Genomic DNA, 14,068 nt, shown 5'->3' on the forward strand with positions numbered 1-14,068 from the left:
GTTCCGCAGTCGCGGCGGCGGCGAAAACAGACGTGTCGGCGCATCCCTACAAATTAAGTTTAGTTCAATTTCGGACAAGACAACCCCGCCGGGCCGAACCGGTCCGGATTTAGCCGCCGGCGGCCGCGGTCATCGACCTCCGACTTGGTCGCGGTCCACGCGCGAATGTTGGAAAAATCGGAAACGCCGGTTGGCAACCAACAGCCATGCTCCGGCCAAAGCTGCCGGCACGACCTTCTGCGATCAAATGTTTAATTTGTCTTCCATTTTTTGCTTGTAGTTCAGGAAGTGCACGGTCTGCAACTCCGCGCTATGTTCGGCGCCCAATACCCGGCAAGGCGCGTCAATTTCGGTGATATGAAACGGATAGTCGTCATGACTGTTTCGATAGCCCAGAATGTCGCTGCGCACGGCCTTGTAACTGTCGGGGCCGTCGATCAGGAAGCGACGTTCGTTGGCATAAACCGCCACCGCACCGCTGTCTTCACTGACGATCCTGACTCTCAAATCGAATGCGCTGGCGCCCAACTTGACTTGCACCGTTTGGCAGGACACAACCCCGGCCGAATTTCGTTGAATCTCGTAAAACCGGATCGCGAGCCCCTCCGGCAACTGCGCTTGCGCCAGCAAGGTACCGAGGAATACCGAGTAATGAGCCAATATGTGTTCCGGATTGGCGTTGTGATGCTGGCGGACGAACAACGAGCCCTTTTCGTCCAGAATGTAGACGGCGACGTGCTTGCTAGTGGCATGGTAAAACAGCTGTACCGTATCGGCCAGATTGTAACGATACAGCAGCGGGATATAGGTCTGTTCCAAAACGTAGTCGTCGAACAACACCGCGGAGAACTGCGGTTGCGGTTTGGCCAACTCCTGCAACAACTGGGTATGGTTGTCCACGCCGAAATACCCCAAGCGGCCATTATTGAATTGAAACAGGCAGTAACCGGTTTCCGCCGGAATCAGGTAGCGTTGGGCACCGATACCGGCCGCTACGAAACACTTTCGCAGGTTGTTGAACAAGGACTCGATGCGCAACAAGATACTGCGGCCGCGAACCGGGGTGTAACACAACACCCGCAGGGCATCGCTGCCAAACTGGGTTCCGCCGTTATGCACGACATCGAGCAAACAGTTAAACAAACCGTCCAGCCCGGCGTACCGCTGCAAGGTGGCCTCGCCCCAGCTCGACACCGACAGTTTCTCGATCGACTGCACGAAACACTGGCGGGACTCGCCATAGCTCAACGGGTCGGAGCGTTCGCTCATCACCAACTGCTGGCCGTTGGCGTCGATCGCCAGGCTTTCGCCAAGGTTGACCAGCAACAGCGACGCCGACAACCGGTTCGGTGCGGCATAGGCACTCAAACCGCTGTCGCCGCCCGGCAACCGACTCTGAAAAAATGCATGCAATTCGTTGAGCAATTGGTAGGTATCGTTGCCGGCGAGTTTCAGACTCAGTGCAGATACCTGTAAATTCAGCGCTTTCTTATACAAACCGTTCAGCACCGCCCAGCACAAAATCTCCAGCAAACTATCGGCCTGTTTGATGGCGCCTTCCGCCGACCCTTGTTGCGCTACGCTTCTATCGCTGTACAAACGCCAAATCGGCGCGGCGTGTTCGGCGGCGATTTCCTTCGCGATCAGCAAATCCGGCGTGGTATGCACCGCGCCGCGCGTGGTCAGAATCTCGATTTTGCCGGGGCGCTGGTCCAATCCGGCCCGCAGTTTGCGGCCGATCAAACCTAAATCCCGGTTTTCCCGTTGTGCTTGATCGATCGGCAAGCCGGTAAATTTGATGATCATCCGCAAGCACTGTTGCAACTGGTCGCGGATTACGCCGTGTTCGCTGTTGGCACGTTTGATATCCCAATAGCGTTGGCTGGCCAGATTCTCCAGCAAGGCTTCCGGCCAGTGCCATTGCTCGGCAACCTGGTGTAAAAAACTTTCCCGCAATTGCCTTAGCCGACTATCCAGTATCGGCCCGGAACCAGCCATAATCTTCATGTAAAAACACTCGCGGATCAGATCCAGACGCCGTTTGGAGCCGGCCTGACGCAAGTAGGCGTCGACCTTGCTGTACATCAACAAATACGGGTCCAGGCTTTCCACGCTGAAGTCGCCCCGGTAAACGGCTTGTTTCAAGGCTTGGCACAGCCAGTGCGGGCGCGGGAACTCGCTGGCATAGCTTTCCATCAGCAACAGCTTCAACAGAGATTTGTGCGGCGAAGTCAGAGATTTGTAGATATGCCAGAGCGTCGCGCTGACGAACTCGGCGGTCGGCATGTTGTTCAGATTGCCGAAATCCAAGACTTCGCTTTCTGCGACGAACCGGTTCTCGAGCAAATGCTGCACGTATTGCGCGTAATCGGCTTCCTGTTCGGGCGGCACCAGCCACCAAACCGGGGTGCGGCCGGCGACATAAATCGAGGTGCGGTAAAACTCTTCCAGCAACAAATAATGCTGGGTTTCGCCGCTGCTTTCCTGCGAAATCGGCGTGTTTTCGCCGCGGACGAATTGTTCGGCGTCGACCAGAAAAAAATGCGCCTCGATTTTCAACGCCGCCGCCCATTTCTCGACTTCGCGGGCTTTTTGCTGAAGCTCGGTCAATTCGTCGGCCGCCAATCCCGAAGCATGGCAAAGCCAGATGTCGATATCGCTTTCTTTGGAAAAAGCCATACTGCCGACGCTGCCCATCAGAAACAAGGCGTGAATCGGATATTGCCGTAGCGCCTTGCGTTTGTAGACAAAGCCTTTGGAAAACTGTTTGGCAACGTCCAACGTTTGTTTGCCGGGCGTATAGTCGGGAATGCCGGCCGGGCTTTCCAGCGAGACGAAGCCGGGCAACAGCGGGTGGTTTTGGTGGAATAACAGCGGCAGCAATTTCAGAAAATCCTGCTGCCGCGGCTGCAGCAAACTCTGCACATGCAGCATTCGTTGCTGGTTGAAATACTTGAAGCGCTGCGTCACCGCATGCAGATCTTTTTTACTGATCTCTTCGCCTGGTGCGCCCAATCGGATTGGAAGAAAACGGTTCGTCACTGCGGCGCACCAAAATCGAAACGGCCTTGAGTATAGAAGAAATCAACCCGGCCGATGGTAGTTCAGCTGCAGGTAACGGCCGTCTGCGCTATCGAAGGCTGTAAACCGGGTCAGTCCGGCCTGAGGAACCTCTATGCGGAAGGCTGCCGTCGGCGCCAGTTGCAGACAATGGCTCAACAGGCTGCGCACCACGCCGGCATGGCTGACGATCAGAATCTTCTTGCCGGCATGCGCGGTCAACAGCGCATCCCAGGCCGTTTGCACCCGGCGATTGAACTGCCGGTAGTTTTCGCCGTTGGGCGGCGGCGAACGCTCCGGATCGCGGTAAAACGCATCCAACGCGCCGGGCCACTCGCGTTCGATTTGGTCGGCGCTCAGACCTTCCCAGGCGCCGAAATCGTACTCGGCCCAAGCCGGATCGACACACAATTCGGCTTGCTGCTGTCCGCACCACGCAGCGGCGAACGAACAACAGCGGCGCAATGGCGAACTCGCCACCACGTCCCAGTGCAGTTCGCCGCACTGCCGGTACATTTGTCGCCAACCGCGCTCGGTCAACGGATCGTCGGTGATTCCGCGGTAACGGGCGCCGCCGCGGGCTTCGCCGTGCCGCAAAACATCTACCGTGGTTACTATGGTCATGGCTGCGGCTTCCGCTGATAAAAATTAAGGTTAAGTATTGAGGGTATCCATCAAATCGATCATAAATTCCATTTCCTCGTCGTCGATCGCTTGCCAACCATTGAAGCCCAATGCAGCCAGGACGCCCCTGCCCTTCTCGTCCGCCGCCATCTCCAACAAAGCCCGGCAGAATTCGCCGCGCCTTGCCTGCAAGCGCGGGCCGATCAACAAGGCATGGTGGATCACGCTAATCTGGCTGCGCACCAATATCCGCAATTGCTTGCGAATCACGCCCGACAAATTATCGTAGGCTTCGGCCAGAATGATACCCGCATCGGCCTCGCCTTTCAGCAAATGCTTTGCCACCAGAACCGGCGTGTCGGCCAAAACCGGGACAATGTTGCCGGCATCCAGGTCGGCCGGCTCCAACATGATCATGCCCATCAGCCGCACGTCGGGATCGTCGGTAAACGCCACCCGGCTATTGGCTTGAAGATCGGCGACATCCTGCACCGGATTGTCGGCATTGACGGCGATGATGGCCTCGTCGGCCTGGCCCAGAGCCTTGACCAGCGGCACGAAGCCCTTAGTCCTGACCAGCATGGCCGCGTCGAACGGGTTGGCATAAATCAAATCGATTTTATCCGCTTCGATCGCTTGATGCAGTTGCTGGTAATGGTTGTACATTTCCAGATGGATCGCGGTATCGGTTTGTTTTTGCAACCAGGTGTTGAATATATACCAACCGGACAGCCGGTCGGGCGCGAAATCGGGACTGACGGTAAACAGAAATGACATGGCAGGCTCCGTTAACGTAGTGTCGGATAGAGTTTGACGCATTCGTCGACCTTGGTCCGCGACGGCTTGCGCCGGACCGAGGTATAGCCCACGACTTGACCGCCGCGCACGTTGGGGATGACGGTGGCTTTGACCCAGTAATAACCGCCGTCCTTGCGCAGATTTTTGACGTAACCCTGCCATTTCTCGCCGCGCTGAACCGTCTCCCACAAATCCTTGAACGCCGCCGCCGGCATGTCCGGATGACGCAGAATATTGTGCGGCGCACCGATCAGTTCGGCTTCGCTATAGCCCGACATTTCGACGAACGCCGGGTTTACCTGACGAATCACGCCTTCCGGCGTCGTGGTCGACACGATCAATTTGCCGTCCGGATACGGCGTTTCCAGTTCGGTATACAACACTTTGCGGCGAGTACCGTCGTAGAACGTCAACTCGGTCTCCCGGTAATCTCCAACGATGTCTTCGGGTTTCATATCGCTAATCATGATCGGCTCCGTAGCATGGTTTCGGGATCACAGCATTTCGGAAATACTTTCCGCCGCGCGCTTGACGTCGAGAAAGATCAGGCCCAATTTGGCATTGGGCTTGGCTAACACCGTCAATACCGCTTCGCTGCCGGCGTAAGTCATCAGCACATAGCCGCGCGCGCCTTTGATCAACACCTGCTCCAGATTGCCCCGGTTCAATTCCTGGGCAGTACGGTCGCCCAAAGACAGCATCGCCGCACTCATGGCGCCGACCCGGTCTTCATCCATGCCGGCCGGCAATACCGAGGCCATCATCAATCCGTCCGTGGATATCACGCCCGATGCTTCAATATCGGCCGAAGTGCCGTTCAACTCCGTCAGTACCGAGGTCAGCATATCTGCTTTCATAATGGGTCTCTCCTAATAAATGATGTTGATAACGCAAGCGGACGAAACTAATCGCCTTTTTTGACGTAGCGGGTCGTCAGGCTCCAGGCCAAACTGACGAATTCGGCCCGATTGAAATGCGGCGTGCCGGCAATCGCCAGCACGAAGCGACGGCCACCGACGAACACAGGCCAGAAGCCGATCTGGCTGGCGCCGAACGCATCGACGATCGCCCAGGCGTGGCTGGCGATGCCCATGTTGTTGCTTAACAAACCGGAACGGCGTTTATGCACGGTCGCCAATTCGGCGCTCAAGGCCGACAATTCTTCGGCGGCCTCGTGCGGAAAACCGCTACAAGCCAGATAAAAACCCTGGTCGTCAGCCAACAATACTTTGCCGGAATCGGAGATCGCCGCCAGCAGGCCGGGTAGCAGTTCCTCCAACGCGCCAGCCGGCGCCTGCAACGGCGTCTCCACGCCTTGTACCCAGCCCAACTTCTGACAATGCGACAACATTTCCAAGGCTTTGTCTTCGTCTTCGATTTCCATCAGGCTTTGCAGTTGCGGTAAGGCCAGCGCCGGCGTCTGCGCCTGCTGCAACAGGCGCAGCAAAAAGCGCCGGGGTTTGTCGGAATCCGGATAAGCTACCGCGTAATAGGCCCCGGCCGGCGTCGGATATAAAAACAGGTCTTCGACGAGTTTGAAACGCTCCATGCCCTACTCCGCCATACCGGGATCGAGCGAATACAACAAGGCCTGCACCAATAACGAAACGTCGTTCTTTTCGCGGGCGTCCACCGCAAACACCGGCGGTTTGATGCCGAATTCCTGCAAGCGCGAGTGGTAATCGTCTATGGTCGGCCGGTTGCTGAGATCCATTTGGGTGACGCCGATGGCCAGACTGGTATCGCTGATAAATTTACTGAACGCATCCAGAAAGAACTTCATATCCTGAAACGGATCGGCGCGGGTGTTATCTAACAGCAAAATCAAGCCGATGCCGCCATTGACCAGAATGTCCCACATGAAATCGAAGCGTTCCTGCCCAGGGGTACCGTACAAATGGATCTTTTCGCCACCAGCCAGATTCATCACGCCATAATCCATCGCCACCGTGGTCGAAGCTTTGCGGTTTTTGGTCATGTCGCTGGCCGCCGCGTCGGTTTTCACCGGCGGCGTATCGCTAATGGCATTGATCGCGGTGGTTTTTCCGGCCCCAACCGGGCCGGTGAAAATAATTTTGTATTGGCTCATCGAGATTCCTGCTGAGAGCGGCTAGGCACCGCGCAATTTACTGAGAATTTTGCGTAACAGGCCTTGGTTCTGCGCCCGATCCGGTACCGGCGGGGCGATCACTGCATCCGCTTCGCGCTCGCTTTGCCGCAACAGTCCCAAGGCATGGCATGCGCTGATAAACGCAAACACATATTGCGGCTTGACGTTCAACACTCGACAAACCGCAATTGGCGTGGTCGGTGTTTTGACCAGCAATGCAGCAATCCGCAGCGCGTCGGGCGTGATGACCAAGCGGGTGAAATTGGGCCAGCGCAGCAGAAATACCGGCCGCTGAATATCCAGTCCGATCGGAAACCGCCCTTTCGAAGTCCATAGCGCCAGCTTCCAGATAAAGCCTGCCACGTCCTGATATTTCTCCGGGTCCCGTTCCTTATCGACGGCAGCCGGTTCCAAAGCCGATAAACTCATATTGCCGGCGGTGCCGGATTTGAAGGCGACGCCGGCAAATGCCCTCAATTGTTTGTCGTCCGCATCCAGCCACACTTCATTCTGCTCGGGAAAAATATACAGCGGCTTCCAGATCGAACTCAGCCGCAACGGCCGCACCTGCAATCCGGCGGTTTTCACGGCTGATTGCACATAACCCAGGAAAAACTGGCGCGGATCGTAACAAGCGGTCGGTAATTGCACCTCGTCGTCGAAATCGATATCGCCGAGCGTACCCAAAAACGCGGTAAAACCGCCTTCGTTGAGTTGCATCGCCGATTGGTGCTTAGCGGTCTTTTGTCGTTCCGCGTTAGCGGCGGGTTGGCTCGGTTTCGCCGGCTTGACGTAGACGTCCAGCGTAGTTTTGGGCGGCGCTGGAGGTCGTTGCTCTTCCGCGGCAGTGACCGCCGGGGCTGGCGCCGGTTTGACTTCTGACGCTTTTAGCAAGGCACCGATTTTGTCCAACACCCCAAGAATTTGCTCGACATTGACCGGCTTTTTGACGAAAAAAGTGTTGTCGATCTGTAAGGTCTGCAAGGACAGCAGGATGATCGGGCGGCCGGGCCTTGCCGCCTTGCACTGCTCCAGGATTTCCCGCGCCTTGACATGGTCGGCATCGATCATGTCGATCTGTGCCGCTTCAGCCGGGACGACGACTGCCGCACCGCGGCACGGGCCTTTCAGATACATTTCCATGGTCTTGCAAGTGCGGCCGTCCATACCGTGCAAGGCAATCCGGTAGGAATGGGCCGTCTTAGTCATGACGCTTGCCGTTGGAAAATATCTGCCAGCGCCTGCCAATCGTCCGCTAACGGAATAGCCAATTCGGCGAAGCTTCTTCTGGCATGTTCGAACCGCTCGCGGCTGCCGGTAGAACGGTAAAGTTCCAATAACGCCCGTTGCAATTCGGTCCGTTCCGGATCGACTCCCACCGCACTTTCCAGTACGTCCATCGCCTGATCGAGTTGGCTGTATTCGATGAAGTCGTTAGCCAGTGTCAGAGGGTCATGACTGGGAGCGATCGGCGCTTCGATTTGCACGACCAATTTGCTCCGGCCCTGCAGCCCGCCGGTGAATAAGGAATAGCGATTGCCGATTTGCTGGGGATCGTGCCGCGCCAATTCAAACAGGATATGGCAATGACGCTTGTCCAGACCCGACCGGCAAGCGTTGAGCAGTCGCCGGGCCAGCGCTTCGCCTTTGCCTTCCAGCACCAGCAACAAATCCAGCAGCGCCCCGTATAGCGCCGCCGGCAGCCGGTTTCGGAAACAGAAATGAATCCGCCGCAGGTGCGCCAGCAGATCGAGCGGATTCCGCCGAACCTTGACCGACAACACTCTGAGCGCGGACTCCGCGGACGATTCGCAACCGAAGCTCCCCAGTTCCCCGTCCAGCCAAAAATCGCTGTCAGGCTTCGGATCGGCTTGCTTGTCGACGATTAAAGTCGAATGAAAAACGGCCATCGCTACCTTCCTTCAAAAACGATGCCGGAAGGTTAGCAGTTAGGCCGGTTATTTCCAGATTGTTTATCCGGTTATTTGGTGTCTTGCTTCACAGATTGCCTTACGCACCGTCTCCGGAGCCGTACCACCGATCAGGGAACGCGCGGCAACCGAACCTTCCAGGGAAAGAATATCGAACACATCAGCGCCGATCGCGGCGGAAAACTCCTGCAACTCGGCCAAGGTCAGTTCCGATAAATCCCGGCCGCTGTTCAAACCCAGGCGCACGGCTTGGCCGACCACTTCGTGCGCATCGCGAAAGGCCATGCCTTTGCGCACCAAGTAATCCGCCAGATCGGTTGCCGTCGCAAAACCGCGCTTGGCGGACTGGTACATGTTTTCCCGTTTGGCTTCGACGCGCGGCATCATGTCGGCGAAGGCGCGCAGGCAATTGACCAAGGTATCGGCCGTGTCGAACAACGGTTCCTTGTCTTCCTGGTTATCTTTGTTGTAAGCCAAAGGTTGGCTTTTCATCAGCATCAGCAACGAAATCAAATGCCCGGCCACCCGGCCGGATTTGCCGCGCACCAATTCCGGCACGTCCGGATTTTTCTTTTGCGGCATGATCGACGAGCCGGTGCAGAACGCATCCGGAATGTCGATGAAATCGAACTGGGCACTGGCCCACAACACCAACTCCTCGGAGAACCGCGACAGATGCATCATCAACACGCTGCCGGCGGCGGCGAATTCAATCGCGAAATCGCGGTCGCTGACCGAATCCAGCGAGTTATTCGACGGCCGACTGAAGCCCAACAATTCGGCGGTCATAAAACGATCCAGCGGGTAGCTGGTACCGGCCAATGCCGCAGCACCTAGCGGCATCACGTTCAGGCGCTTGGCGCAATCCAGAAAACGCTCGCGGTCGCGGCTCAGCATCTCGAACCAGGCCATCAAGTGGTGGCCGAAAGTGACCGGTTGCGCCACCTGCAAATGGGTGAAGCCGGGCATGATCGTATCGGCTTCCTGCTCGGCCTTGTCCAACAATGCCAACTGCAAGCGCTGCAATTGGCCGAGGATGTTGCCGATTTCGTCGCGCAGATACAAACGAATGTCGGTCGCCACCTGGTCGTTGCGGGAACGGCCGGTATGCAGCTTCTTGCCGGCGATGCCGATCAGGTCGGTCAGGCGCGCTTCGATGTTCATGTGCACATCTTCCTGCTTCACCGACCAGACGAATTCACCGCGTTCGATCTCGCCGCCGATTTGGGCCAAACCGTTGCGGATGTCCGCCAATTCCTGCTTGGTCAGAATACCGATCTTGCACAGCATCGCCGCGTGCGCCAGCGAGCCTTGGATATCTTGTTGCGCCATGCGTTGGTCGAAATTGACCGATGCGGTGAATTCCTCGACGAAGGCGTCGGTGGCTTCGGCAAAACGGGCGCTGGAGAGTTTTTCGGAATTAACGGTGGTCATGATACTCGGCAGATTGATCGAACAAAAAAGGCCGATTATACCCGCCGCGGCCGGCGTTCAGCGCGGGAATTGCACGCTGACGCGCAGACCGCCGAGCCGCGGCGAGCGCTCGATACTTAATTTGCCGCGATAGAACTCGGCAATATCGCGCACGATCGCCAGCCCCAGCCCATGGCCCTGTACCGCTTCGTCCAGGCGCAAACCGCGCCGGCTGAGTTGCTGCATCTCCGCTGCGGAGCATCCCGGTCCATCGTCCTCGACCGTGATGCGCATGGTCTGCATGCACTCGATTTCCACAACGACGCATCGTTCAGCCCACTTGCAAGCGTTGTCCAGCAAATTGCCGATCAACTCCAACATGTCTTCCCTATCGAAATTGAGCGGCCGATCCGGCGCACTGATTTGAAAGTCCAGCACCTTTTCCGAGTAAATGTTGCGCAACAGCTGGGTCAAGGCGTCCAGTTCTTCCTGTGGGTTAAACACGCTGGCCGATTGCAAGTTGCCGGACAAACGGGCGCGTTTCAATTCGCGCTCGATGCGTTCGTGCATTTTTTGGGCTTGTTGCTGTAACTGTTGCTGCAGCTCCGGGTGAGCCGCCAAAACCGGGCTCTCCGCCAATCTGAACAGCATCGCCAACGGCGTTTTCAGCGAGTGCGCCAGATTGCCGATTGCGGTCCGCGACTGGTACAGGCGCCGCTCGACCAACAGCAACAGACGGTTGACTTCCCTGACCAGGGGTTTGATTTCCAGCGGTACCCGGGTTTGGATTTGTGGTTTGCGGCCGCCGGCAATCTCCGCCAGCTCGGCGCGCACGGCCTGCAACGGATGCAGAGCACGCCGGACATCGCCGGTTTGCAAACCGATGGCCAGCAGCAATACCAACACCGTCAACAGCAAGTACGCCAGCCGGATATGGTCGATATCGCGGCCGATATCGGTCAAGTCCTCGGCTATTGCAATCGAAACCGGATGGCCGAAGCGTTGCAAGCCCCGATTCAAAACCAACAACGGCTGCTTTTTTGGCCCATCGGCGTGGTGAAACAACTGCACCGTGCCGACAGGCAGAGCGGGAAACGGCAAGGTTTCGCTTTGCAAAGACTGGGAATAGTAAGTTCTTGGGCCGATGTGCAATACAAAATAGTGGCCGGAAAACGCCTGGCCGTAGACGGTGCCGATGTGGGAACTGTCGAACTCCAGCAGGCCGTCGCCATTGGGCTGCAAGGTATCGATCAGAGAGTCGGCATCGTGCTGCAATCGGGTCGTCATCTGCTTCTCGGCAACGGCGCGGATCACCCAGTCCGCCGCCAGCCAATGGCCGACAAACACCGCGCTCAAAATCAACATCAAGCCCCGATTCAAGCGGCGTTGCAACGACATCAGGCTTTCTCGCCGAACACGTAACCCTGGCCGCGGCGGGTGGCGATCAGATCGTTGCCCAACTTGCGCCGCAAGCGATTGACGTAAACCTCGATCACGTTGCTGGCCGGGTCGCTGTCGCATTGGTAGATATGTTCCAGCAGATGAGTTCTGGTCAAAACTTTGCCGGGATGCAACATGAGATAACGCAGCAAGCGAAATTCGATCGCCGTCAGTTGTTCCGGGCCGCCGCCGTTAACGCTGACCGTTTGCGCATCTTCGTCCAGGGTCAAGCCGCAACTCGCCAACTGCGGCTGCATCCGGCCGTGAAAGCGCTTCAACAAGGCTTGCACCCGGGCCAACAGTTCTTCGGTATGAAACGGCTTACCCAGGTAGTCGTCGGCGCCGGCTTTGAAGCCGTCGACTTTCTCGTGCCAGGCGTCACGGGCGGTCAACACGATCACCGGCACATGGTTTTCCGCCTGCCGCCAACGCCGTAACACCTCCAGGCCGGGCATTTTCGGCAAGCCCAGATCCAGAATCACGATGTCGTAGGATTCGGTCGAGCCCAGGAACTCGGCGGCCTCGCCGTCCATCGCACAATCCACGGCAAAACCGGCGTTTTCCAGCTCGAGTCTTAACGATCTCGACAAACCCGGATCGTCTTCCACCAACAATAAACGCATACGCGGCGCTCATCTCCCGCTTGTAAATCGCTCAGAGTTTAATGGTTTATCCGCCGGTGCGGCGATTTTTAAGATTGGTTTCATTTCGCCTGACTAAAATGCCGGCCATACCTCAACCATTCTGGAGCTTGATCCATGCAAAACCAAAATTCGGTAGCTGTCTGGGATATTTTCGTCCGCGTGTTCCATTGGTCGCTGGTCGCCGCATTTGCAGTCGCGTACGTTACCAGTGAAGAAGAAAATCCCTGGCACATCTACGCCGGCTACACGGTACTGGGCTTGATCAGCGCAAGATTGGTCTGGGGCTTCGTCGGCGGCCGCTACGCCCGATTCAGCCAATTCGTGCGCTCTCCGGCTGCCGTGTTGCGTTATGTTTCCCAACTGCGCCAAGGCACTGCGCCGCGTTACCTGGGCCACAATCCGCTCGGCGGCTGGATGGTTTTGGCATTGCTGGCTACGCTGTTCGTGGTGACGATCAGCGGCTTGAAAGTCTACGCCATCGAAGAAGGCCGCGGCCCGCTGGCGCAGGACAGCCGGATGCTCAGCGTAATCGGCGCCGCCCACGCCGCAGAGGAAGCGGAAGGCGAAGGCAAGCCGGCTGAAGCTGGAGAGGAGGCCGAGGAATTCTGGGAGGAAATTCACGAGATCGCCAGCAATCTGATGTTGGTCTTGATTGCGATCCATGTGCTGGGCGTCATCGTTTCCAGCAAAGTCCATAAGGAAGGTTTGGTGAAGGCCATGATCAGCGGACGCAAACCGAAATCGCCAAACTGTGAGGATTAACACAGTTTTCATGTTGAATTCATCTTGGTTTGCTATAAGGCATGCCGTCGTCGTGTAGACGATCTGCTTAGTCAAGTCCCAGCCAACCAGGAGCAATAATGGCGACCACACTCAAAATCCAGGCGTATGCCGCAACATTCTCTTTAGTCCTGTTACCCAATATTGCTTCGGCGAGTTTTCTCGGTTTTCTGGGCAATTTCGACGTCGTTAACGACACCGGCAACACCGCCCACGGCTTCGAAATCGAACTCGAAGGCCTGCACAGTAGCGACATTACCGACACCTTCGGCGGCGCCGGCCGCGGCTTTCCCAGCGGCACCGGCTTCGACCCCGGCAATGCGGTGGTGCGTTACGGCGCGCCAATGATCAGCGAATACACTAACGGTGCCGTATTTGGAACCCGGGTCACCTACGCCAGCGCCTGGGATGCCGCCAGCCAATCCTGGTTTTTCGGCACGCCGAGCGGCAACTTCGTCACCCCCGGAGACAACTGCTGGACCGGCGGCGGCGTCGGCTACAGCGCCGCCACCCCATGCGACCATTTCGGCGTCGGCACCAGTAAAAACGCCAGCAAAACCACCTATAGCTGGCTGTTCGACGACGGCAGCAATACCGGCAAACTCGCCAACAGCAACGGCAACGTGGTGCTGCCGGCACCGAATTGGAACGTGATTCCGGCCGATCCGGCGCCAGCCGGTCAGCCGCAACCGCAACCGGTGGTGGTGGCCGATATTCGCGCTCCGGAACCGGCGAAAGAAGACCAATTCGGCGAAGCGATCTGGGTAAAAGTGTTCCGCACCGAATTGGAACGGGAAGTCAAACTCGAAGAGCTGATCGGGGGCAATCAAGTCATCGAGCAAGCCGAAACCGAAATCGAATGGCAATTATTGCAAACCGATCCGGACAATCCGGACGCCGGCAAATTGGAAGCCGGCTACCAAAACGTACTGGGTCAGAACGCGGAATCGGTGATCTTCCGTTACGAATTTTACAAGTATGCCGGCGAGTACGACCCGGAAAACCATGAAGCCAAAGCCAGCAGCGACTCGAACCCGTTGGATGCCGAAATCGGTACTTACCTCGGTGCTCAGAACGGCGCGGTCAATCTGAATGCTGTCGCGCCGGTGCCGGTACCGGCTGCATTTTGGTTAATGGGCTCCGGGGTATTGGGACTGTTGGCGGCCCAGCGCCGCAAACGAGCTGAGGCAGTTTGATCCGGCGCTAACCCGTTTGATACCGTTCGCATTGAGCCGGCCTTAAGGCGGCGCAGCGCGAACGGTTTTGCA

14 protein-coding genes are annotated in these 14,068 nt (G+C 57.3%); 2 read left to right on the forward strand and 12 right to left on the reverse strand.

The window, feature by feature from the left end:
• Nucleotides 1-243: 243 nt before the first annotated feature.
• The 12 genes from ACH518_RS15385 to ACH518_RS15440 form a co-directional block, all read right to left on the reverse strand.
• Nucleotides 244-3,015 carry a class I adenylate cyclase gene (locus ACH518_RS15385; RefSeq protein WP_445370726.1) on the reverse strand — a complete coding sequence of 924 codons (2,772 nt, stop codon included), beginning with the start codon at nt 3,013-3,015 and terminating at the stop codon, nt 244-246.
• 69 nt (nt 3,016-3,084) lie between these two features.
• Nucleotides 3,085-3,684 carry a histidine phosphatase family protein gene (locus ACH518_RS15390; protein ID WP_445370727.1) on the reverse strand — a complete coding sequence of 200 codons (600 nt, stop codon included), beginning with the start codon at nt 3,682-3,684 and terminating at the stop codon, nt 3,085-3,087.
• Between the two features lie 30 nt (nt 3,685-3,714).
• A complete protein-coding gene (locus ACH518_RS15395) occupies nt 3,715-4,461 on the reverse strand; it encodes a phosphate/phosphite/phosphonate ABC transporter substrate-binding protein (RefSeq protein WP_445370728.1) in 747 nt (248 codons plus the stop codon).
• 11 nt (nt 4,462-4,472) lie between these two features.
• A complete protein-coding gene (locus ACH518_RS15400; protein ID WP_445370729.1) occupies nt 4,473-4,949 on the reverse strand; it encodes a PAS domain-containing protein in 477 nt (158 codons plus the stop codon).
• Between the two features lie 27 nt (nt 4,950-4,976).
• Nucleotides 4,977-5,339 (reverse strand): roadblock/LC7 domain-containing protein, encoded by a 363-nt coding sequence (locus tag ACH518_RS15405; RefSeq protein WP_140912877.1) that lies wholly within the window; start codon nt 5,337-5,339, stop codon nt 4,977-4,979.
• 47 nt (nt 5,340-5,386) lie between these two features.
• Complete coding sequence (locus ACH518_RS15410) at nt 5,387-6,031, reverse strand: hypothetical protein (RefSeq protein ID WP_445370730.1); 645 nt, start codon at nt 6,029-6,031, stop codon at nt 5,387-5,389.
• 3 nt (nt 6,032-6,034) lie between these two features.
• Nucleotides 6,035-6,571, reverse strand: coding sequence for a GTP-binding protein (locus ACH518_RS15415; protein ID WP_140912875.1), 537 nt, complete (start codon nt 6,569-6,571; stop codon nt 6,035-6,037).
• 21 nt (nt 6,572-6,592) lie between these two features.
• Nucleotides 6,593-7,801, reverse strand: a complete 1,209-nt coding sequence (locus ACH518_RS15420) for a hypothetical protein (RefSeq protein ID WP_445370731.1) — start codon at nt 7,799-7,801, stop codon at nt 6,593-6,595.
• Nucleotides 7,798-8,502 carry a type IV pilus assembly protein FimV gene (locus tag ACH518_RS15425; RefSeq protein ID WP_445370732.1) on the reverse strand — a complete coding sequence of 235 codons (705 nt, stop codon included), beginning with the start codon at nt 8,500-8,502 and terminating at the stop codon, nt 7,798-7,800. The genes ACH518_RS15420 and ACH518_RS15425 overlap by 4 nt, the downstream gene beginning before the upstream one ends.
• Nucleotides 8,503-8,565: 63 nt before the next feature.
• A complete protein-coding gene (argH, locus tag ACH518_RS15430; RefSeq protein WP_445370733.1) occupies nt 8,566-9,957 on the reverse strand; it encodes an argininosuccinate lyase in 1,392 nt (463 codons plus the stop codon).
• A 57-nt stretch (nt 9,958-10,014) separates the two neighbouring features.
• Complete coding sequence (locus ACH518_RS15435) at nt 10,015-11,334, reverse strand: sensor histidine kinase (protein WP_445370734.1); 1,320 nt, start codon at nt 11,332-11,334, stop codon at nt 10,015-10,017.
• Nucleotides 11,334-11,999, reverse strand: coding sequence for a response regulator transcription factor (locus tag ACH518_RS15440; RefSeq protein ID WP_445370735.1), 666 nt, complete (start codon nt 11,997-11,999; stop codon nt 11,334-11,336). Before ACH518_RS15440 ends, ACH518_RS15435 begins: the two co-directional genes overlap by 1 nt.
• A 135-nt stretch (nt 12,000-12,134) precedes the next feature.
• Here ACH518_RS15440 and ACH518_RS15445 point away from each other — a divergent pair, with 135 nt between their 5' ends.
• Both ACH518_RS15445 and ACH518_RS15450 read left to right on the forward strand, forming a co-directional pair.
• A complete protein-coding gene (locus ACH518_RS15445; protein WP_445370736.1) occupies nt 12,135-12,782 on the forward strand; it encodes a cytochrome b/b6 domain-containing protein in 648 nt (215 codons plus the stop codon).
• A gap of 98 nt (nt 12,783-12,880) precedes the next feature.
• Nucleotides 12,881-13,996, forward strand: coding sequence for a hypothetical protein (locus tag ACH518_RS15450; protein WP_445370737.1), 1,116 nt, complete (start codon nt 12,881-12,883; stop codon nt 13,994-13,996).
• Nucleotides 13,997-14,068 lie beyond the last annotated feature (72 nt).

The sequence above is a fragment of the Methylomonas sp. HW2-6 genome (assembly GCF_052474525.1).

Coding starts and splice junctions, on each gene's coding strand:
- ACH518_RS15390 (WP_445370727.1), bottom strand. CDS start 3,684: ATGACCATAGTAACCACGGTAGATGTTTTGCGGCACGGCGAAGCCCGC.
- ACH518_RS15395 (WP_445370728.1), bottom strand. CDS start 4,461: ATGTCATTTCTGTTTACCGTCAGTCCCGATTTCGCGCCCGACCGGCTG.
- ACH518_RS15400 (WP_445370729.1), bottom strand. CDS start 4,949: ATGATTAGCGATATGAAACCCGAAGACATCGTTGGAGATTACCGGGAG.
- ACH518_RS15405 (WP_140912877.1), bottom strand. CDS start 5,339: ATGAAAGCAGATATGCTGACCTCGGTACTGACGGAGTTGAACGGCACT.
- ACH518_RS15410 (WP_445370730.1), bottom strand. CDS start 6,031: ATGGAGCGTTTCAAACTCGTCGAAGACCTGTTTTTATATCCGACGCCG.
- ACH518_RS15415 (WP_140912875.1), bottom strand. CDS start 6,571: ATGAGCCAATACAAAATTATTTTCACCGGCCCGGTTGGGGCCGGAAAA.
- ACH518_RS15420 (WP_445370731.1), bottom strand. CDS start 7,801: ATGACTAAGACGGCCCATTCCTACCGGATTGCCTTGCACGGTATGGAC.
- ACH518_RS15425 (WP_445370732.1), bottom strand. CDS start 8,502: ATGGCCGTTTTTCATTCGACTTTAATCGTCGACAAGCAAGCCGATCCG.
- argH (WP_445370733.1), bottom strand. CDS start 9,957: ATGACCACCGTTAATTCCGAAAAACTCTCCAGCGCCCGTTTTGCCGAA.
- ACH518_RS15435 (WP_445370734.1), bottom strand. CDS start 11,334: ATGTCGTTGCAACGCCGCTTGAATCGGGGCTTGATGTTGATTTTGAGC.
- ACH518_RS15440 (WP_445370735.1), bottom strand. CDS start 11,999: ATGCGTTTATTGTTGGTGGAAGACGATCCGGGTTTGTCGAGATCGTTA.
- ACH518_RS15445 (WP_445370736.1), top strand. CDS start 12,135: ATGCAAAACCAAAATTCGGTAGCTGTCTGGGATATTTTCGTCCGCGTG.
- ACH518_RS15450 (WP_445370737.1), top strand. CDS start 12,881: ATGGCGACCACACTCAAAATCCAGGCGTATGCCGCAACATTCTCTTTA.